Annotated in this window: 22 protein-coding genes and 1 riboswitch; of the genes, 3 read left to right on the plus strand and 19 right to left on the minus strand. The window is 62.4% G+C overall.

Features of this window, described 5'->3' with window-relative positions; genetic code table 11:
* Positions 1–135 precede the first annotated feature (135 nt).
* Positions 136–1,407, plus strand: a complete 1,272-nt coding sequence (locus ACGSLL_RS21125) for an OmpP1/FadL family transporter (protein WP_394507806.1) — start codon at positions 136–138, stop codon at positions 1,405–1,407.
* Positions 1,408–1,596: 189 nt separating this feature from the next.
* On the opposite strand, the gene ACGSLL_RS21130 is transcribed toward ACGSLL_RS21125, so the two are convergent.
* The 14 genes from ACGSLL_RS21130 to cobO all read right to left on the minus strand — a co-directional run bounded on the left by ACGSLL_RS21130 (position 1,597) and on the right by cobO (position 13,157).
* Positions 1,597–2,157: a glutathione peroxidase gene (locus ACGSLL_RS21130; protein ID WP_394507807.1), complete on the minus strand. Its 561-nt coding sequence runs from the start codon at positions 2,155–2,157 to the stop codon at positions 1,597–1,599.
* 54 nt (positions 2,158–2,211) lie between these two features.
* Positions 2,212–2,334 (minus strand): hypothetical protein, encoded by a 123-nt coding sequence (locus ACGSLL_RS21135; protein WP_394507808.1) that lies wholly within the window; start codon positions 2,332–2,334, stop codon positions 2,212–2,214.
* Positions 2,331–3,539 carry an MFS transporter gene (locus tag ACGSLL_RS21140; RefSeq protein ID WP_394507809.1) on the minus strand — a complete coding sequence of 403 codons (1,209 nt, stop codon included), beginning with the start codon at positions 3,537–3,539 and terminating at the stop codon, positions 2,331–2,333. Before ACGSLL_RS21140 ends, ACGSLL_RS21135 begins: the two co-directional genes overlap by 4 nt.
* Positions 3,540–3,591: 52 nt before the next feature.
* A complete protein-coding gene (locus ACGSLL_RS21145) occupies positions 3,592–3,996 on the minus strand; it encodes a MarR family winged helix-turn-helix transcriptional regulator (protein WP_394507810.1) in 405 nt (134 codons plus the stop codon).
* Between the two features lie 168 nt (positions 3,997–4,164).
* Positions 4,165–4,896, minus strand: a complete 732-nt coding sequence (locus ACGSLL_RS21150) for an adenosylcobinamide-GDP ribazoletransferase (protein ID WP_394507811.1) — start codon at positions 4,894–4,896, stop codon at positions 4,165–4,167.
* A gap of 1 nt (position 4,897) precedes the next feature.
* Entirely contained in the window at positions 4,898–5,473 is a 576-nt protein-coding gene (cobC, locus tag ACGSLL_RS21155; protein ID WP_394507812.1) for an alpha-ribazole phosphatase family protein, read from the minus strand.
* Complete coding sequence (gene cobT, locus ACGSLL_RS21160) at positions 5,470–6,525, minus strand: nicotinate-nucleotide--dimethylbenzimidazole phosphoribosyltransferase (RefSeq protein ID WP_394507813.1); 1,056 nt, start codon at positions 6,523–6,525, stop codon at positions 5,470–5,472. The genes cobC and cobT overlap by 4 nt, the downstream gene beginning before the upstream one ends.
* Positions 6,522–7,043 (minus strand): bifunctional adenosylcobinamide kinase/adenosylcobinamide-phosphate guanylyltransferase, encoded by a 522-nt coding sequence (gene cobU, locus ACGSLL_RS21165; protein WP_394507814.1) that lies wholly within the window; start codon positions 7,041–7,043, stop codon positions 6,522–6,524. The genes cobT and cobU overlap by 4 nt, the downstream gene beginning before the upstream one ends.
* Before the next feature lie 120 nt (positions 7,044–7,163).
* Entirely contained in the window at positions 7,164–8,615 is a 1,452-nt protein-coding gene (locus tag ACGSLL_RS21170) for a cobyric acid synthase (RefSeq protein ID WP_394507815.1), read from the minus strand.
* Positions 8,612–9,604 carry a threonine-phosphate decarboxylase CobD gene (gene cobD, locus ACGSLL_RS21175; protein ID WP_394507816.1) on the minus strand — a complete coding sequence of 331 codons (993 nt, stop codon included), beginning with the start codon at positions 9,602–9,604 and terminating at the stop codon, positions 8,612–8,614. Before cobD ends, ACGSLL_RS21170 begins: the two co-directional genes overlap by 4 nt.
* Entirely contained in the window at positions 9,597–10,505 is a 909-nt protein-coding gene (cbiB, locus tag ACGSLL_RS21180) for an adenosylcobinamide-phosphate synthase CbiB (protein WP_394507817.1), read from the minus strand. The genes cobD and cbiB overlap by 8 nt, the downstream gene beginning before the upstream one ends.
* Complete coding sequence (bluB, locus tag ACGSLL_RS21185; protein WP_394507818.1) at positions 10,502–11,152, minus strand: 5,6-dimethylbenzimidazole synthase; 651 nt, start codon at positions 11,150–11,152, stop codon at positions 10,502–10,504. The genes cbiB and bluB overlap by 4 nt, the downstream gene beginning before the upstream one ends.
* Positions 11,149–12,549, minus strand: coding sequence for a cobyrinate a,c-diamide synthase (locus tag ACGSLL_RS21190; protein WP_394507819.1), 1,401 nt, complete (start codon positions 12,547–12,549; stop codon positions 11,149–11,151). The genes bluB and ACGSLL_RS21190 overlap by 4 nt, the downstream gene beginning before the upstream one ends.
* Complete coding sequence (cobO, locus tag ACGSLL_RS21195) at positions 12,546–13,157, minus strand: cob(I)yrinic acid a,c-diamide adenosyltransferase (protein ID WP_016773703.1); 612 nt, start codon at positions 13,155–13,157, stop codon at positions 12,546–12,548. The genes ACGSLL_RS21190 and cobO overlap by 4 nt, the downstream gene beginning before the upstream one ends.
* Before the next feature lie 80 nt (positions 13,158–13,237).
* Positions 13,238–13,461: riboswitch (cobalamin riboswitch) on the minus strand.
* Between the two features lie 163 nt (positions 13,462–13,624).
* Here cobO and ACGSLL_RS21200 point away from each other — a divergent pair.
* Entirely contained in the window at positions 13,625–14,209 is a 585-nt protein-coding gene (locus tag ACGSLL_RS21200) for a hypothetical protein (protein ID WP_394507820.1), read from the plus strand.
* 66 nt (positions 14,210–14,275) lie between these two features.
* On the plus strand, positions 14,276–15,589 hold the full coding sequence (locus ACGSLL_RS21205) for a PQQ-dependent sugar dehydrogenase (protein WP_394507821.1): 1,314 nt from the start codon (positions 14,276–14,278) through the stop codon (positions 15,587–15,589).
* Between the two features lie 130 nt (positions 15,590–15,719).
* On the opposite strand, the gene ACGSLL_RS21210 is transcribed toward ACGSLL_RS21205, so the two are convergent.
* The 5 genes from ACGSLL_RS21210 to ACGSLL_RS21230 form a co-directional block, all read right to left on the minus strand.
* Positions 15,720–16,256 carry a C40 family peptidase gene (locus tag ACGSLL_RS21210; protein ID WP_258450037.1) on the minus strand — a complete coding sequence of 179 codons (537 nt, stop codon included), beginning with the start codon at positions 16,254–16,256 and terminating at the stop codon, positions 15,720–15,722.
* 219 nt (positions 16,257–16,475) lie between these two features.
* The gene (locus tag ACGSLL_RS21215) at positions 16,476–17,093 is read right to left on the minus strand and encodes a C40 family peptidase (protein WP_090282434.1); all 618 of its coding nucleotides are present in this window, start codon (positions 17,091–17,093) and stop codon (positions 16,476–16,478) included.
* Positions 17,094–17,321: 228 nt separating this feature from the next.
* A complete protein-coding gene (gene hda / locus ACGSLL_RS21220; RefSeq protein ID WP_394507822.1) occupies positions 17,322–18,026 on the minus strand; it encodes a DnaA regulatory inactivator Hda in 705 nt (234 codons plus the stop codon).
* 206 nt (positions 18,027–18,232) lie between these two features.
* A complete protein-coding gene (locus ACGSLL_RS21225) occupies positions 18,233–19,306 on the minus strand; it encodes an AI-2E family transporter (RefSeq protein ID WP_208938176.1) in 1,074 nt (357 codons plus the stop codon).
* 31 nt (positions 19,307–19,337) lie between these two features.
* Entirely contained in the window at positions 19,338–20,396 is a 1,059-nt protein-coding gene (locus ACGSLL_RS21230) for a DUF2066 domain-containing protein (protein WP_394507823.1), read from the minus strand.
* Positions 20,397–20,584: the final 188 nt, after the last annotated feature.

Raw genomic sequence — 20,584 nt, forward strand, 5'->3', positions numbered from 1 at the left:
CGCAAGTTCTCGTAACAAGCCGCCATTTTGGTCGGATTGTCCTACAAAACCGCTCTAACTCAAGGCATACGGGCTATAGCGCTGCGGCGAAAATGTTGGTAATTTTCGCCCCGGTGATCACCAGGAGTTCTAATAATGAAAAAAGTCATGCTCAAAACCACCCTTAGCCTCGCCGTAACCCTCGCCTCCACGCAAATTTTCGCGGCAGGTTTTGCCCTCAACGAACAAAGCATTAGCGGGATGGGGACTGGTTTTGCCGGGCGATCTTCTTCTGCCGACGACGCAAGCACTGTTTATGGCAACCCTGCCGGCATGGCGCGCATCAAGCGCGAACAAGTCACTGGCGGTGTAGCCCTGGTCGACGCACATACCGACATCAGCGACGCCAGCTCCAGCCCAAACCGTGGCAGCAACAAGGGCGACATGGTGCCCCTGACCGCCGTGCCGATGGGCTTCTACGTCAAGCCGATCGACGATCACTGGGCATTCGGTCTGGGCGTGTACGTGCCGTTCGGTCTGATCACCGATTACGAAAACGGCTTTGCCGGCCGTTACTTCGGCAGCAAGTCCGAAGTGCAGGTCATCACCTTCCAGCCAACCGTCAGCTACGCCTTCAACGACAAGGTGTCGATCGGTTTTGGCCCGACCATCAACCGCATCGACGGCTCGCTGGAATCGAACCTGTCGATCACCCAGGCGCTGCCGGACGGCAAGGTCAAGATCAAGGGTGACGACACCGCGCTGGGCTACAACATCGGCGTGCTGGTACAAGCCACCGACACCACCCGCGTGGGCCTGACCTACCACTCCAAGGTCGATTACAAGCTCGAAGGCGACACCAAGGTCAAATACGGCGCGCTGGCGCTGGCAGGTCTGGGCGCCAACCAGAAGTACGACGCTTCGTTGAAGATCACCACCCCGGAATCCGTAGACCTGTCGGTCACCCAGGCGATCAACGATCGCTGGAACGTCTACGCCGGTACCACCTGGACCCGCTGGAGCCAGCTGGACAAGATCACCGTGAAGAACTCCGGGGTGCAGCCACTGCTGGCCGGCCAGTTCGGTTCGATCAACGAAGACCAGAACTGGCACGACACCTGGGCTTACGCCGTGGGCACGTCGTATCAGTTGAACAAGGAATGGGTACTGCGTACCGGTCTGACCTTCGACCAGTCGCCGACCAACAACGAAGACCGCTCGCCTCGTATCCCGACCGGCGACCGGACCATCTTCAGCATCGGTGCCGGCTGGAGCCCGACCGACGACCTGACGATCGACGTTGCCTACTCGTACCTGAAGGAAGAGTCGGTCCATATCCGCAACGAAAACAACCGTGGCCAGAGCTACGACTCCAAGTATGAAAACTCGGCAAACGGTTTCGGTGTCGGCGCGACCTACCGCTTCTGATGCACCGTGGCGAGGCTAATCCCTCGCCCACAAAAAGCCCCGCTCTCTTTGCAGAGGCGGGGCTTTTTCATGCCGCAGATCCAAATGCAGGAGCGAGCCTGCTCGCGAAGGCATCAGCACATCCAAAAAATGAAGTGTCAGACAGACCGCATTCGCGAGCAGGCTCGCTCCCACAGGGAACAGCGTGAATCAGTTGGCCAGCGGCTTGGAAGCAATCGCCTTCTCGATCGCCGCAATAAATTCCGGATCATCCGGTTTGGTCAGGCTGGAAAAACTGGCGATGACCTTGCCCTGCCGGTCGATCACGTATTTATAGAAATTCCACTTCGGCGCATTGCTCTGCGCAGCCAGCACTTGAAACAGGTGCGTGGCATCGTCGCCGCGGACCTTTTGCGGCTCGGTCATGTTGAAGGTGACGCCGTAGTTGGCGTAACAGACCTTGGCGGTTTCGGCGCTGTCCTTGGACTCTTGCTTGAAATCATTGGACGGCACGCCAAGCATTTCCAGGCCCTGCGGTTTGTAACGCTGATTAACCGCTTCGAGACCTTCGAACTGCGGGGCGAAACCGCAGAAGCTGGCCGTGTTGACCACCACCAGCGGCTTGTCCGCGTATTTTTTGCACAGATCGATGGATTCCTTGGCCCGCAATTTGGGCAGCGAGCCCTGAAGCAGCTCCGGGCATTCCGCAGCCTGGGCGAGACCGGTCATCGCCAGCAGCAATGCGGGAACAGCACACCAACGCATCAACATGTCGAACATCCTTGAGCAGTTGTCAGGCCTCGACGTTACTCGCCATGCCGGGTTCTAGCAAATGCTCATGCCCAGCTGTATCAGGGCCAGACCGCCCTGCTGCCAGCCCCACCACACCAGCGCCAGCAGCGCGGCGCCGAGTGCGCTGAGGGCCAGTCGCGGCCAGAGGCGATTCACGCGGCGCTCGCACTGGCTTGCAGGCGTGCAACCGGGCGCTCGCGCACCGGCCAGTTCAGCGCCGCGGCCAACAGACTGAGCAGAATCGCCACTTGCCAGATCAAGTCATAACTCCCGGTACGGTCGTACACCACCCCGCCCAGCCAGCCGCCGAGGAACGAGCCAAGCTGATGGAACAGGAACACGATGCCACCGAGCATGGACAGGTTGCGCACGCCGAACAAGGTCGCCACCGTACCGTTGGTCAGCGGCACCGTCGACAGCCACAAAAAGCCCATGGCCATGCCGAACAGGTACGCCGATGTGGTGGTGACCGGCAGCCACAGAAACAGCACGATCACCACCGCCCGCAACAGGTACAGCCCGGTCAGCAAGCGCGGTTTGGACATGCGCCCACCGAGCCAGCCAGCGGTGTAGGTGCCGAAGATATTGAACAAGCCAATCAGCGCCAGCACCGTAGTGCCGACCGTCGCCGGCAGATGCTGGTCGACCAGATAGGCCGGCAGGTGCACGCCAATGAACACCACCTGGAAACCGCAGACGAAAAAGCCGAACGCCAACAGCCAGAATCCGGAATGCGAACAGGCTTCGCGCAGGGCTTCGGACAGGCTTTGCTCATGGCCGAGCACCGGCAATGGCTTATCCTTGAGCATGCTCACCAACGGCACGATCATCGCCACCAGCAGGCCCAGCACCAACAGCGCGGCCGACCAGCCGAGCCAGCCGATCAGGCCGAGGGTGCCCGGCAACATCGCGAACTGGCCGAACGACCCGGCCGCGCTGGCGATGCCCATGCCCATGCTGCGTTTATCCGCTGGCACTGCTCGCCCGACCACGCCGAGAATCACCGAGAACGAGGTGCCGGACAGGCCGATACCGATCAGCAGCCCGGCACTCAACGACAGCGTCATTGGCGAATCGGATAACCCCATGCACACCAGCCCGAGCGCATACAGCACACCGCCGATCAGCACCACTTTCGCCGCGCCAAAACGGTCGGCCAGCGCACCGGTAAACGGCTGCGCCAGACCCCAGATCAAATTTTGCAGGGCGATGGCGAAAGCGAACACCTCGCGTCCCCAGCCGAACTGCGCGCTCATCGGCGACAGAAACAGACCGAAACCGTGACGCACGCCCAATGACAACGCCAGAATCAGCGCACTTCCCAGCAACACCCAACCGCACGTACGCCACATCGTTGTCATTATTATTCTCCGGTCGCGGGTATATACCCGCTTGAGCGCGAACAAACTGGCGTCAGGCCAGTTCATCCAGCAATTTGAGCAAGGTCTCGCGTTTTTCCGCGCCGAGGCGGTCAATCAAGCGCTCCTGCGCCGCTTCCCAGGCCGGCAGCGCCGCCGCCAGGCGCTGCGCACCGGTTTCGGTCAGACGGACGATGCGGTTGCGCATGTCCTCGCCTTCGGCCAGCGCAACCAGCCCTTCGCCTTCCAGCACCCGCAAGTTGCGCCCGAGAGTGCTGCGGTCCAGGCCCATGGCTTCAGCCAGTTCGGAAATGCTCGGTTGCTCCAGACGCTGCAGATTGCACAGCAGAGAATACTGGGCAACGTTGATCCCGAAGCCGTCGAGGGCGCCGTCGTAATGCCTGCTGACGCCACGCGCGGCGCGACGCAGGTTGATGCACAAACACTGAGAAGGAAGCATGGTGCGTGTATATACCCGCGACTGTGTTAAATCAAGTTACAGATGAGTTTTCCCATAACATTTGCGGGCGCCATCTTCGCGAGCAGGCTCGCTCCCACATTCAAACCGCATTTCAAATGTGGGAGCGAGCCTGCTCGCGAAGAGGCCCGCACAACCGACGCGAAAACCTCAGACCAACGCCAGCCCAACCAACACCCCCATCTCCAGCAACTCCAGCAACGCCCCCGCCGTATCCCCGGTCGTCCCGCCCAGCCGGCGCATCATCACCTGACGCAACCAGACAAACATGCCGACGCAAGTCACCACCGCAACGATCCCGGCAAACCCGGCAATCAACGCGCAGCCTAGCGCGCTCACGCCCAGCACCCACCAGCCAGCCCTGCGCGGCAGATGATCAGCCAACGCCTGCCCCAAGCCACCGGCACGCACATACGGCGTGGTCAGAAACAGCCCCAACAACGCCGCCCGGCCAAGCAGCGGCACGATGATCAACGCCAGCCCCTGCCCCTGCTCGATCAGCGCCAGCAACGCAGCCAACTTGAGCAGCAACACCAGCACCAGCGTCACCACCGCAATCGGCCCGCTGCGCGGGTCTTTCATGATCGTCAGCGTGCGCTCGCGATCACCGAAACCGCCGAGCCAGGCATCGGCACTGTCGGCCAGGCCATCGAGGTGCAGCGCACCGCTGAGCAGCACCCACACCGTCAACAACAATGCCGCATGCAAGAACAACGGTGCTCCGGCCAACAGCAGATTCAAACCCCAGAGGATCAGGCCAAACAGCAAACCCACCAACGGATAGAACAGCAATGACCGGCCGAGCTGTTCCGGCTCGGGCATGCCCGGGAGCCGTATCGGCAGACTGCTGAGAAACTGCAAGGCGATCCACAGCGGCAACATCTCAGTGACCTTCCTTGAGCGCGCCGTCGGCCGCGACGGTGAGCGCAAACAACGATCCGTGGCCAACCTCGACATTCAGCAGTTGCTCACGGGGTAAACCGCGCGCCCGCGCCAGCAACAAGCGCATCACGCCGCCATGACTGACCAGCAGAACCCGCTCGCCGGCGTACGCGGCGTACAACCGTTCAATCGCCGCCAGCACCCGCGCGGAAAAATCGCTGACCGCCTCTCCATCCGGTGGCGTAAATGCATATGGATCGGCCCAGAACAGTCCCAACCCCTCGGCGTCCGTTTCCATCAGCACGGCTGCGCTCTGCCCTTCCCAAGCGCCGAAATGCAGTTCCTGCAAATCCTTATCCAGATGCACGCTGAGGTTCAGTTGTTCGCCCAGTTCGGCGGCGAAGCGCGCGCAACGCTGCAACGGCGAGCTGACAATCCGGTCCCATGGTCCGCCCGCGACCACCGCTGCGCGCATTTGCGCCCAGCCCTGCTCGGTCAGCGCATCATCGAGGCTGCCGCGCAGGCCGCCGCCCAGTTCAGTCTCGCCGTGACGCAGCAGATGCAGATGCAAGGTCATGCCGGACGATCCGCCACCGCTGCTTCGGCAAATGTCGCCATTTGCCCGTGCAGGTCGCAGGCCAGGCGCAACAGCGGCACCGCCAGCGCCGCGCCACTGCCCTCGCCCAGGCGCAGACCGAGTTCCAGCAATGGCTCGGCCTGCAGCGTTTCGAGCACATGGCGATGGCCCGGCTCTGCACCACGGTGGCCGAACAGCAGCCACTCGCGGCAGGCCGGGTTCAGGCGCACCGCGACCAGCGCCGCGACCGTGCAGATAAACCCGTCCACCAGCACCGCAACGCCCTCCTGCGCCGCCGCCAGATAAGCGCCAACCAATGCGGCGATTTCAAAACCGCCGAGGTTGAACAGCGTTTGCAACGCATCGCCGCGCTGTGCCGCGTGCAATGCCAGGGCCCGCTCGATCACCTGCGCCTTATGGCTGACGCCCTCGGCATTCAGCCCGGTACCGGGACCGGTCAGGTGCGCCACCGGGCAATCGAGCAAGGCGCAGGCCAGGGCGCTGGCCGCCGTGGTATTGCCGATGCCCATTTCGCCACCGATAAACAACTGCGCGCCTGCCGCTTTTGCACGCAGCAGGCTGTCACGCCCGGCCTGCAAGGCCAACTCGCCTTGGGCCTGGGTCATTGCTGCGCCGTGGACGAAGTTCGCCGTGCCCGCGCCGATGTTCACATGGCGCACGCCGGGCAGATTCAGCGCCGGATTCACCGTGCCCAGATCGACCACTTCCAGCTCTGCGCCGAGCTGTCGCGCCAAGACGCTGATCGCCGCGCCGCCGCTGACGAAGTTGAGCAGCATCTGCCCGGTGACTTCCTGCGGGAACGCCGAAACACCTTCGGCGACGACACCGTGATCGCCGGCAAAAATAGCGATCCAGTTCTGCTCCAGTGTCGGCTTGACCTGCCCTTGCAGGCCGGCCAGTTGCACCGCAACCGTTTCCAGCCGACCGAGCGAGCCGGCCGGTTTGGTCAGTTGCTGTTGCCGCGCCGCCGCTTGTTCAACAGCGTTGTTGTCGACCGATTGGCACGGGTTGAGCCACCAGGTTTGAGTCATAACGCAGGTCCTTTCAGAGTCAGGGGCAGGCCGGCAACGGTCAGGACAACACGCTGACAACGCTCGGCCAGAGCTTGATGCAGCCAACCGGCTTCATCGACGTAGCGGCGAGTCAACTCGCCCAGCGGCACGACACCCATACCGGTCTCGTTGCTGACAAAAATGATTTCACCCGGCAGCGAGGCCAGGCAGTCGAGCAGCGCCTCACGCTCGGCGGCGAGGCGTTCGGCGTCGTCGAGCATCAGCAGATTGGTCAGCCACAAGGTCAGGCAATCGACCAGCAGGCAACGCTCGGCGCTGGCGGATTCGCGCAGCACCCGGGCCAGTTCCAGCGGTTCTTCGATGAGTGCCCATTCAGCCGGACGGCGGGCGCGGTGGTGAGCGACGCGGGCGTTCATCTCGCCATCGAGCGCTTGGCTGGTGGCGATGTAGGTCACCGCCAGATGGCTGTCGCTGGCGAGTTTTTCCGCCAGGCGACTTTTGCCGGAGCGGGCGCCGCCGAGGATCAGTTGGAGCATGGTTTTTCTCAACAATAGGTAGTGAAACAACCGGCGCCTTCGCGAGCAGGCTCGCTCCCACAGGGGAATGCGATCAATTGTGGGAGCGAGCCTGCTCGCGAAGAGGCCAGCCCCGACAAATCAAATCCCACAGAGCCCACGCAACAGCCCGGTATCCAGATGCCGCTCCACCAGATCCGCCAGTCGCTCGATATCGCGCTCGCGCAGGCCGTGGTAATCCACCGTTTGCACATCGCTCAAACCGGCCCAGCGCAGCATCGCCACACTCGCCTCGGGCGATTCGAACAAGCCATGCAGATAGGTGCCGAATACCTGGCCGTCAGTACTCTGCGCGCCATCGCAACGACCGTCATCCAGAAACACCGCTGCGTTCTCCAGCGCCGGCCCGCGGGTGACGCCGGCATGGATTTCATAACCAATGACTGCAGCGTTTTCCAGCGCCAACCGCCCGCGCACGTTGCGCAATTGCTTCTCGGCTTCGAGCGTCGTTTCAAACGCGAGCAACCCCAGCCCGGCGCTGGAACCTGCTGCACCTTCCAGACCCAACGGATCATGGACCTGCTCGCCGAGCATCTGCAGGCCACCGCAAATGCCCAGTACTTTGCCGCCGTAGCGCAAATGCCGGTTGATCGCGGTTTCCCAGCCGTTGCCACGCAGATACGCGAGGTCGCTGCGCACGCTTTTCGAGCCCGGCAGGATGATCAGGTCCGCCGGCGGAATCGCCTGTCCCGGCCCGACAAATTGCAGGTCGACCTGCGGATGCAAACGCAGCGGATCGAAATCGGTGTGGTTGCTGATGCGCGGTAGCACCGGCACCACGACTTTCAGCACCTGCTCAGCTTTGGCGGTCTGGCGCTGGTCGATGCCATCTTCAGCCTCAAGGTGCAGATCCAGCACATACGGCAATACGCCAACCACCGGTTTGCCGGTGCGCTGTTCGAGCCAGTCGAGGCCCGGTTGCAACAAAGCAATGTCACCGCGGAAACGGTTGATGATGAAGCCCTTGACCCGCGCCTGCTCGCTCGGTGAAAGCAATTCCAGCGTACCGACCAGATGGGCAAACACCCCGCCGCGATTGATGTCGGCAATCAGCAGCACCGGGCAATCCACCGCTTCGGCAAAGCCCATGTTGGCGATGTCGCCGGCTCGCAGATTGATCTCGGCCGGTGAGCCGGCGCCCTCGACCATCACCAGCGGATAGGCGGCGCTGAGGCGTTCGTGCGATTCCAGCACCGCTTGCATGGCGATGGCTTTGTAGTCGTGATAGGCGACGGCGTTCATCGTCGTCACCGCGCGGCCGTGAATGATCACTTGTGCGCCGGTGTCGCTGTTGGGCTTGAGCAGCACCGGGTTCATGTCGGTGTGCGGTTCAAGATGAGCAGCCTGCGCCTGCACCGCTTGCGCGCGGCCGATCTCGCCGCCGTCTGCGGTCACGGCACTGTTGAGCGCCATGTTCTGCGGCTTGAACGGCACCACCGCGACGCCCTGACGGGTCGCCCAGCGACAGAGCGCCGTCACCAGCGTGCTTTTACCGGCATCCGACGTGGTGCCCTGCACCATCAGCGTGGTCATGGGTGTTCCTTACGGTAGGCGTCGAAGGCTTGTGCGAGTCGCAGCTCATCGGCGGCATCGCCGGGCAGTCCGAAACGCAGGCTGCTGTTGTGGGCGAACAGGCGCAGGAGGATGCCGCGCCGGGCCATGAAGTCGTGCAGCGTTTCGGCGTGCTCGGTGATCAGCCACTGAAACAACGCGCAGCCCCCCTGCGGCTTGAAACCGTAGCGTTCGAGCAACGCCGCCAGCCGTTCGCTGGCTTCATCGCTGCGAATCCGTTGGCGCGTGTGATTTTCGGTGTCTTGCAGGCACGCCTGACCGAGCACCCGCGTCGGCCCGCTGACCGCCCAGGGGCCGACCTGCTCGGCGAGCAGTTTGAGCAACTTGCGCTCAGCCAGCACGAAGCCCAACCGCACCCCGGCCAGACCGAAAAACTTGCCGAACGAGCGCAGCACGATCAGGCCGATGAGATGGCTATGCGCGGCCAGGCTCAAGTGCGGCGTGTTGTCCATGAACGCTTCGTCGACCACCAGCCAGCCGCCGCGCTGGGCCAGCCGCGCGTGCCAGTCAAGCAGGCGCGCCGGGGTCAGGCTGAGGCCGGTCGGATTGTTCGGGTTGACCACCACCAGTACGTCGAGGCTATCGAGAAAGAACTCGACTTCCTGCTCCAGCACTTCCCGGACGATGTAGCCACTGCGCCGCCAGGCCTCGGCGTGTTCGGCATAGCACGGTGACAATACGCCGACCTTGCCGGCACGGCGCAAGCGCGGCAACAACTGGATGGCCATCTGCGAACCGGCCACCGGCAGCACTTGCGCGGCGCCGTAGTAATCGCACGCTGCCTGCTCCAGGCCATCGTCGGTTTCCGGCAAGCGTGCCCAGGCCCGCAAGGGGATCTCCGGGATCGGAAAAGGCCACGGCGCCAGACCGCTGGACAGGTCCAACCAGTCGGCTTCGGCAATGCCGTAATCGTCTGCAGCCTTGCTCAGCCGGCCCCCGTGCTCAAGCATAAAATTCAGCCCCCACGCAAAGAATCAGCAGCCATAACCATACCCCGCGCTGGACCAATTGCCAGCCGCGCTCAATGGAATCGGCATCGGCGGGGGCGCCTTCACCGAGCTGCGGGCGCTCGTGCAGTTCGCCGTGGTAGATCGCCGGCCCGCCCAGTTCGACGCCCAGCGCACCGGCACCCGCCGCCATCACCGGGCCGGCGTTGGGGCTGTCCCATTGTGGCGCCTGGCTGCGCCAGCATTTGAGCGCGAGGCGGGTTTTGCCGAGCAGCGCGTAGGTCAGCGCCACCAGCCGTGCAGGAATGTAGTTCAACACGTCGTCGATTTTCGCCGCCGCCCAGCCGAAGCGCTCGAAGCGTTCGTTGCGATAGCCCCACATCGCGTCCAGCGTGTTGCTCAAGCGATAGAGCACCACGCCCGGCGCACCGGCGACGACAAACCAGAACAGCGCAGCAAATACTGCATCGCTGCCGTTTTCCAGCACCGATTCGGTGGCGGCGCGGGCCACGGCGTTGCTGTCGAGTTCTTCGGTCTGGCGGCTGACCAGATAGCCGACGCGAGTGCGCGCCTCAGCCAGATCATCAGCGCGTAATGCCGCTGCCACCGGCGCGACATGTTCGCCGAGGCTACGCATGCCGAGGGCGCAATACAGCGCGAGAATTTCGACAACCCAGCCGACATAAGGCGCCCAGGAAAACGCCGTGGCGAGTAGCGTCAGCGGCAGCACCGCGATCACCCATGCGGTCACGCCATGGCTGCGCCAGCCGCGACCACCGGCGTTGAAACGTTGCTCGATGCGCCCGGCAAAATTGCCGAAGGCCACCAGCGGATGCCAGCGTTTCGGTTCACCGAGCAGCGCATCCAGCGCCACCGCGGCGACACTCAACAACGCCACACTCATTGACTCACTCCCCAATAATTTTCGTACAGCAATTCATTCAGCGGACGCGCCTGCGCCCAGCCTTCGAGCACCAGCATCGGCGCCGGGTAGAACTCTTTGACCGGGCCCAGACACAGCACTGCCAACGGCTTGGCACCCGGCGGCAGGTGCAGCAGATCGGCCAGCGCCTGCGGCTCGAACAGTGACACCCAGCCCATGCCCAATCCTTCGGCACGGGCTGCCAGCCACAGATTCTGAATCGCGCAGGACAGCGAAGCCATGTCCATTTCCGGCAGCGTGCGCCGGCCGAAAATGTGCTTTTCGCGATCGTCCATCAGTGCCGCGACCAGCACTTCGGCACAGTCGTTGATGCCCTCGACCTTGAGCTTCATGAACTCGTCGCTGCGCTCGCCGAGGGCTTCGGCGGTGCGCACGCGTTCGGCTTCCACCAGTTGCTGGATCTGCCCGCGCAGGGTTCGGTCGCTGATGCGGATGAAGCGCCAGGGCTGCATCAGGCCGACGCTCGGCGCCTGATGGGCGGCTTCCAATAAGCGGCGCAGCAGCTCGGGCTCCACCGTGCCGCCGCTGAAGTGGCGCATGTCGCGGCGTTCGGCGATGGCTTTGTAAACCGCTTGGCGCTCGGCTTCGGAGAATGCGTTGTCGGTCATGGCCCTTTCGCGAGCAGGCTCGCTCCCACAGGGGATCCGGTTTCGTCAGACATGGCTGCACTCACTGTGGGAGCGAGCCTGCTCGCGAAGGCGGTCTCAGGTACAGGTACAAACAGCGCGGCAATCGCAGTCGGGTTCGACGGAAAATAAAAGTGCACATAAGACGCCGTCATCCGCCCTTGCCGATAAACCGCCTCGGCACCGCGCCCACCATTCGGGCTCAGCCCACGGGCAATCGGCGTCAGCTCGGTTGTCGTCAGGGAGTGATGATACGTGTGGCCGCGCAACGACCCTTCCGGCAGATCGACCGCCTGCAATGCCAACGCTGCCAGACGCTTTTGCATTACCGCGTCGCCCTGCAACAACCCGACCAGTTCAGCGCGGGTGCCTTCGACATCGGTCAGCGAATCGAGCAGATACAGCATGCCACCGCACTCGGCCAGCAACGGCTTGCCTGCCGCATGGTGCGCGCGGATCGCCTCGATCATTGCTGTGTTCTGTGCCAGCGCAACGTGATGCAGCTCGGGGTAACCGCCCGGCAGGTACAGACTGTCCGCCTCGGGCAATTGCGTGTCGCGGATCGGCGAGAAGAAGCTCAACTCGGCGCCCATCGCCCGCAGCAGATCGAGGCTTGCGCCATAGGTGAAAGCGAACGCTTCGTCGCGGGCAACGGCGATCCGCACGCCGTGCAACAACGGCTCGGCAGCAATCACATCCGGCGCGGCGAACTCGACGGCTGGCGGCAAGGCGACTTCGCAACTGCTGGCCAGGGCATCGGCGGCGGCGTCGAGACGCAAGTCCAGATCATTCAGTTCGCTGGCCTGCACCAGGCCGAGATGGCGGCTCGGCAGCTCGATGCCGGTCTCGCGCGACAATGCGCCGTACCAGCGCAGGCCTTCGGTGAGGCTGCCTTCGAGCAATTGCGCATGACGCAAGGTGCCTACACGGTTGGCCAGTACACCGGCAAACGGCAGGTCCGGCTGATATTTCGCCAGGCCCAGCGCCAACGCACCGAACGTCTGCGCCATGGCGGTGCCGTCAATCACGCCGAGCACTGGCACGCCAAAATGCCGCGCCAGGTCAGCGCTCGACGGCGTGCCGTCAAACAGGCCCATTACCCCTTCGATCAGAATCAGATCCGCGTCGCCGGCGGCTTCCCACAACAGGCGACGGCTTTCCTGCTCGCCGACCATCCACATGTCCAGTTGATAGACCGGCGCACCGCTGGCGCGCTCAAGGATCATCGGGTCGAGAAAGTCCGGGCCGCATTTGAACACGCGGACCTTGCGTCCCTGATTGCGATGCAAACGGGCGAGCGCGGCGGTGACGGTGGTCTTGCCCTGGCCGGAGGCCGGCGCGGCGATCAGGACCGCCGGGCAGTGACGGGGCTGATTCAAAGTTCGACGCCTTTCTGCGCTTTGATCCCGGCCTGGAAGGCGTGCTTGAGCATGCCCATTTCCGTGACCGTGTCGCCCATCTCGATCATTTCCGGCTTGGCACCGCGCCCGGTCACGACGACATGCTGCATCGGCGGTCGCGCCTGCAAATCGCTGAGCACCTGATCGAGATCCAGATAACCGTGCTTGAGGGCGATGTTCAATTCATCGAGCACCACCAGACCGATCGACGGATCGCGCAGCAGCTCACGAGACACTTCCCACGCCGCCGTGGCGGCGGCGATGTCGCGCTGGCGGTCCTGGGTTTCCCAGGTGAAACCTTCGCCCATCACATGGAAGCGCACTTGCTCGGGGAAGCGGCGGAAGAACAGCTCCTCGCCGGTGCTGTTGCGGCCCTTGATGAACTGCACCACACCGCACTGCATGCCGTGGCCCATGGCGCGGGCGAGCATGCCGAAGGCCGAGCTGCTTTTGCCTTTGCCGTTGCCGGTCAGCACCAGCACCAGGCCGCACTCGTCGGGCGAATTGGCGATGCGTTCATCGATCACGGCTTTTTTGCGCTGCATGCGCGCCAGATGGCGTTCGTCGCGCTCGGGGGAATCGGTCATGGGGAGCTCTCCGTTGAGACGGGTAAACGGCGGGCAGGCACAAGAATAGACGGCAAAAAGCCTGGCATCGCCCACCGTGATGCCGCTGGATGGATCAGGCCGGTCTCCGGGCTCATGAGCGGCGTTGGCCAGACTGCGCGCCTTCCCGCTGTTGAGCAGTGGCATTGAACGCAGTGTTCACTCATTTACCGTTGCGGGGGCAGCGCCGGGATCGTCGTGGCTTCGCGTGAAGACCACCCTCACCGGCTTCCCTGTTTCACTCTGTCGACGCAGGTCACAGAGCACCTGAAACAAGCGGCGAAGGTTAGAGGGTTGGGGGTGGAGCGTCAATTAAAGAGGCGGCCATCGGGCGAGAAACTGCCACCGATCAATTATCTGCCGGCAATCTTGTGCCAGACTGTGACAAGTGATATCAAAGAGCCATGCTTTTCTTGAAAAAGCACACCACAACAATAAGGACGATGACGATGCAAGGCATGATCATCAGCAACCCGCGCCTGGAATTCCTGCGCCCGGTGCTTGAACGCTGGTTTGACTGTATCGACCGCTACAACACCGTGCGCGGCGACGGCGACACGCCGTACTGGCATGACGAGAAAGCCAACCTCGGCCTGCTCTCGGCCGCTGCCTGGATGGCCGAACTGGTGACCTTGAACGACACCGTCACCCGTAAACAGAACGAAGACGGCGAGCGCAATGCCCGCGCCGATCTGTTTATCGCCGGCAGCGAAGACCGCGCCTTCATTCAGGCCACCCAGCGCTGGCCACGGGTGAACAACCTCAACCTGACCCTGGCTCTTGCCGACATCACTCAGGACGCCAAGCGCATCAGTTACGCCAGCGATCTCAAGCTCGGCTGCCTGTTCGTCGCCCCGCAAAAAGCCCAGCACAGTGCCAGCCCCGAGGAATTGCAGGACATGGTCGACGACCTGCAAAAGGAACACACCTGCGCCGTGGCCTGGTATTTCCCCTACGCCTACCGCAAGTTGCACAGCGAAGCGGGCCACTATAACCCGGGCATTGCCGTGCTGTTCAAGGAAGCCCGCGGCTGAGCAGTTGAACCATCGGGCTTGCGCCCTCCTCTATGGTTAGGAATGCATTCATAGGGAAGATCAGCAATGCGCAAGCCCCACCTCGTTTTCGTCATCGCCCTTGCCGGCGGGCTCAGCGCCTGCGGCGAAACCTCCAGCCTGCAAGTCTCCGACGGCACTGGCCCGTCGCCGAAACTGCCGGAACCGAACAAGACCCTGATCCCGACGGTGAACATCGCCCCGGCGATCGGCTGGCCCGAGGGGGCAAAACCGACGGCAGCGGCCGGTACTCAGGTCGCAGCATTTGCCGAAGGCCTCGATCATCCGCGCTGGCTGTATGTGCTGCCCAACGGTGATGTGCTGGTAGCCGAAACCAATGCGCCACCGAAACCGGATGACAGCAAGGGCATCCGTGGCTGGGTGATGAAAAAGGTCATGGGCAAGGCCGGCGCCGGGGTACCGAGCCCGAATCGCATCACCCTGCTGCGCGATGCCGACAAGGACGGTGTGGCCGAGACTCGCACGGTATTTCTGCAAAACCTCAACTCGCCGTTCGGCATGACCCTGGTCGGCAACGATCTGTACGTGGCCGATACTGATCGCCTGTTGCGCTTTAACTACGAGCCCGGCGCGACTGAAATCAAGACCCAGCCGATCAAGGTCGTCGACCTGCCGGGCGGCACGCTGAATCATCACTGGACCAAGAACGTGATCGCCAGCAAGGACGGCAGCAAGCTTTACGTCACCGTCGGTTCGAACAGCAACGTCGGCGAAAACGGCCTGGATCAGGAAGAGGGTCGCGCGGCGATCTGGGAAGTCGATCGGGCGACCGGCAATCACCGGATCTTCGCCTCGGGCATCCGCAACCCCAACGGCCTCGCGTGGGAGCCCACCAGTGGCGCGCTGTGGACGGCGGTCAACGAGCGCGACGAGATCGGCAGCGATCTGGTGCCGGACTACATCACCTCGGTCAAGGACGGCGGCTTCTATGGCTGGCCATTCAGCTATTACGGCCAGCACGTCGATGTACGGGTCAAGCCGCAGAACCTCGATCTGGTGGCCAAGGCCATCGTCCCGGATTACGCGGTCGGCCCGCACACCGCCTCACTGGGCTTGACCTTCGCCGAGGGCAACACGTTGCCGGCGCAATTCAAGGAAGGTGCGTTCATCGGCCAGCACGGCTCGTGGAACCGCAAACCGCACAGTGGCTATAAAGTGATTTTCGTACCGTTCAGTGGCGGTAAACCCAATGGCACGCCGGTGGATGTGCTGACCGGTTTCCTCGACAAGGACGAAAACGCGCTGGGCCGCCCGGTGGGCGTGGTGATCGACCCGCAAGGCGGGTTGCTGGTAGCGGATGATGTGGGCAACAAGGTGTGGCGCGTGTCGGCCACAAAATAATGTAAACGCGACGCAAAAAAATGTGGGAGCGAGCCTGCTCGCGAAGGCGGACTGTCAGTCGAAAGTGCTTTGACTGAGGTACCGTATTCGCGAGCAGGCTCGCTCCCACATTGGGTTATGCGCTGCCCTTTTAAGGGTTATGCGCCAACTGCCCCGGCTGCAACACCCGCTTGGCACTCAGATAGGCCTTCTGCCAATACGCTTTTGACAGGCTGTCGAGCTTGACCGTGCCGCCGGTTGCCGGCGCATGCACGAAGCGGCCTTCACCGACATAAATGCCCGCGTGGCTGACCTGCGAGCCGCCGTTGGTAGCGAAGAAAATCAGGTCACCGGTCTGCAAGCCTTCCTTGCCGACGTTCGGTGCCTGCATGACGATCATTTCGCGAGTGGAACGTGGCAGCGAGATTCCCGCCGCATCGCGGTAGACGAAACCGATCAGGCCGCTGCAATCGAACCCCGAATCCGGCGTGTTGCCGCCCCAGCGATAAGGCGTGCCGACGAGGCCAAGCGCGCGAAACAGCACGTCTTCAGCGACCGGCGAAAAAGTTTGGGAGGGGCCGAACACAATCGGCGCGCGAACCACGGGGGCTGGCGGCGGTGTACGACTGGCGCAGGCGCTAAGCAGCGCGGCGCAAAGGATCAAGGTGAGGCGGGCCGACATCGTCATAAGCAGAACATCCTGATCAGGCTGCGGCTTTCTCTGCCGAATGGACAGAAACAAAACCGCCTGCGTCTGTACGCAGGCGGTTTGCCATCAATATGATTCAGGATTCTAGCGGCTACGCGGCAAACTTCAAGTAAGACTTTAACTTCACCTTGTAAAGTTTGTGTCTACTCCGTTTACCGGTAGCCTGAGTGTCGCCACGAACGCGGCGACAACAGGAAATTACTTGCGCGCGGTGACCACGGTCGGAGCGTTCGCCAGGGCGCGTTTCGCTTCGATGAAGGTCTTGCTCCAGTAGCTGTCACCCAGGCTGTCGATGCGAACACCGCCGCTGCGACGACTGCTGGAGTGGATGAACTGGTTGTCGCCCAGGTAGATCCCGGCGTGACTGACCCGGCCGCGACGGCCATTGGTGGCGAAGAACAGCAGATCGCCTGGCTCAAGGTTGCTGCGCGCAACCAGCGGCGCATCTACGTTGATCATTTCGCGGGTGGAACGCGGCAGGTTCATGCCGGCTTCTTCGCGGAACAGGTAACCAATGAAACCGCTGCAATCGAAACCGGCTTCAGAGGTACCACCGAAACGGTAACGGGTACCGATCAGGGACATGCCGCGTTCGAGAATGCTGTCGGCCAGAACAGGAAGCTGATAAGGCTTCTTGCCGTTGAATTCGTTGAGTTCTTTTTCGGTGTCCAGCTCTTCCTGATAAATAACGGAAGACTGGGCCGTGGCGGAATTTTTAACCTGCTGAGGCTGCTCTTGAACTGGAGAATGAGCAGCACAACCGTACAACAGGGTGACGAGTGCGAGAGGCACGAGGGGTGCGAAGCGCTTTAGCATGGGCACGACCGTGGCTGATAGTTGTAAAGAAGCCGAGACTATGCCCGCTATCGTCCTCATTTGCAAATTCAATCGAACTAAATGTGACTTGGCGGTTTCTCGTTTACATCTAAGCGCTTAAGCCCATTTGAACCGGTACGCGACCTGCAACCCATGCAGGAAAGCGGATTTTCTGGCGCCTGAAAGATGCCGCGCTTCCCTTGAAACCCGCAGTACAACAGGCTCGGCTTACCAGCCCAGGGTTTCTTTGAGGAACGGAATGGTCAGCTTGCGCTGGGCCTGCAACGAGGCTTGATCGAGCTGTTCAAGCAGCTCGAACAGCGCACTCATGCTGCGCGTGCCCCGGGTCAGAATGAAGTGCCCGACCTCGTCGGTCAGGTGCAAACCACGACGCGATGCGCGTAATTGCAGCGCACGCAACTTGTCTTCATCGGAGAGCGGGCGCATCTGGAAGATCAGCGCCAGAGTCAGTCGCGATTTCAGGTCGGCCAGTTTCACCGGCAGTTCGCGCGGCGACGTCGACGCGGCGATCAGCAGACGCCGACCGCTGTCACGCAGACGATTGAACAGGTGAAACATCGCTTCTTCCCAATCCGCCTTGCCGGCAATCACCTGCAAGTCGTCGAGACAGACCAGCTCGTACTGTTCGAGGTTATCGAGGATTTCGACGCCGCGGTCCATCAACTCGGCCAGCGGCAGATACACCGCCGGCTCGCCCATCTGCTCGAAACGCAAGCATGCGGCCTGCAACAGATGCGTACGCCCTACGCCGTGTTTGCCCCACAGGTAGATCAGGCTTTCTGTCCAGCCGGCGTCGGCTTCGCACAGACGCTCGACATAGCCGAGTGCAGCGGCATTGGCGCCTGGGTAGTAGTTGATGAAGGTGGCGTCGTCACGCAGACGCACACCTAGGGGCAGCTGAATCGGTTTCATGCTGACTGAACGGTTACCAAGGAACCGTTAGTGGCCTCTGTGTAAAGTTGGCGAAGTTTATACCCGTGACGCTGAGCGCACAATGCGACAGAGTCCAAGCAAAATCAAAGGTTTGCGTTAACGCCTTGGTTTCCTGACAGATTCTTTGGCGCCGACGCCTGCCGAAAACGCGGCAACCCGGCGGTTCGCCGGGTTGCCCTTCGCTCTTACAACTCCGGCTCGTCCACACCACTATAGATGTCGGAGTCCTTGTACAGATCGTGCACATGGCGCACCAGGACCATGATCACCGCCGCCACCGGCAACGCCAGCAACACGCCAGTAAAACCGAACAGCTCGCCACCGGCGAGAATGGCGAAAATCACCGCCACCGGATGCAGGCCGATGCGATCGCCCACCAGCAGCGGCGTCAGCACCATGCCTTCCAGCGCCTGCCCGACCATGAACACCGCGACGATGCCAACCATCGGGTACAGATCACCACCGAACTGGAACAACCCGGCAATCAGCGCTGCGCCAATACCGATCACGAAGCCCATATAAGGCACGATTGCCGCCAGACCTGCGATCAGGCCGATCAACAGCCCCAGCTCCAGACCGACGATCATCAGCCCCGCCGCATAGATCACGCCCAGCGCCAGCATCACCAGCAACTGTCCGCGCACGAACGCGCCGAGCACCTCATGACATTCGCCGGCCAGCGCCACTACACGCTCCTCGCGATCACGCGGCAGCAGGCTGCGGATCTTCGCCATCATCACGTCCCAGTCGCGCAGCAGGTAAAAGCTCACCACCGGAATCAGCACGAGGTTAGCCAACCAGCCAATCAACGCCAGACTTGACGCCGTCGCCTGGCTCAGCACCACGCCGACGATGTCGGTGGTCTGGCCCATGTGCTCACTGATTGCCGCTTTGACCTTGTCGAACTTCCAGAAACCATCCGACAGCCCCAGCTTCGCCTGCGCCCACGGCACCGCGGTGTGCTGCAGCCAGTCGAGCATCTGCGGCGCCAGTTCGTACAGACGCAGCAGTTGCTTGGCGAGCATCGGCACCAGCACCAACAGCAATGCAGTGACGATCAGAGTGAACAAGGCGAACACCGAGATCACTCCCCAGGTGCGCGACAGGCCTGCGCGTTCCAGTCGATCCACCAGTGGATCGAACAGATAAGCCAGCAGCAGCGCAACCAAAAACGGCGTGAGGATCGGGTGCAGCAACCAGACAAACGCGCAAAGCAGGACTACCCCACCGAGCCAGAACCAACGCCGCGTATCGGCCATGTACCACTCCTGCTTCTATATAAAGAAAGATTTACCAACGAAAGCGTAACGACGGCGCCGCCGCTACCGGAGCGGGCGCTGCCACCGGTGCAGCACCGGCCTCCACAGGTTGCGGCGCAGGCACCGGAGCCGGCGCCTCTGGCGGCAACTCCTGCAACTTCGCCAATGAAAGCTGCGCACGCAACTGCTCGGCGCTGCCGTTGACCCGGTAGACGATACGATCACCATCGACAGTCTGCAGACGCACGCCGAATGGTTCGAGTAACCGCAACAGTGCCGCGTAATGCTCCAGATTCATGCCCTGCACTTCGAGGGTTTGCTGCCCTGAAGCGCCGGGTTTGACCACAAAGCGCGGCGCCAGGCGCTCGGCCACGGCCAGCATCACCGCATCAGCCACGGCAGCCTGATCGGCGCCCTGGACGCTGCCGGATTCTTTCTGATCGCCGAGCCACAGTCGCCATTTCGCCTGCCACTGCCCGCCGTCTTCACGGGCATGCACCGCCAGCAAGGCGTCGGCGTTGTAGCGTTCGGAGGCAGTGCGCAACGGCGCGGCATCGGCGCCTTCGAGTGTCGGCGCGGTGGCAACCAACTGCTCGCTCAGGTCGGCCAGCGGCAGGCGCAGCGGCAAGCCGCGGTGTTGTGCTGCCGTGCGCAGTGGCGTTGCCGCAGCCTGGCCGTCACCGACCAGACTCGAGCCTTCGGTCGAATCGTTCAGCCACCAACCGAGGATCGACGGCCGATTGGCGCCCCACAGCGACAACCCGGCGCGACGCAGCGCCTGTTCGCTGGTCGCCGGGTCGAAATCGACCTTCAGCACTTCCGGCGGCCCGGCATCGAAACCGAATTGGCTGATGATCTGCTGCGGGTCCTTGCGAATCGCCGCCAGGCCGGGACTTTGCGGCGCTTTCGGGTCGCCGGTCAGGCGCAGCACCAGCGTGTCGAGCGCCGCCTGCGTGGCGCGATCGCGTTCTTCCGGCGCCTGGCCAGTGACTGGCTGGCGCACCTGATAAAGGCCTTTGAGATTTTCGGCGTGACTCGCCAGGCTGAGCAGCGACAGACAGCCTACCAACAATAATTTAGCAAAACGCATGGAGAATTCCCGTCGACAGGAGCGGCTGGAACAGGCCGCGTGAACCGTTTGAGCAAGGCTGTGACCCTTGGCCTGCGCAAAACATTCACACGGCGGCGGTAAGTTTTTGCACAGTGATAACGATAGACGGTTAATGGCCACACCTTATACAGAGGTTCAGGGCGCTGGATTGTAAAAAATTTCCGCGG

This window comes from Pseudomonas retamae, from assembly GCF_043496865.1.
Taxonomy (GTDB): Bacteria; Pseudomonadota; Gammaproteobacteria; order Pseudomonadales; family Pseudomonadaceae; genus Aquipseudomonas; species Aquipseudomonas retamae.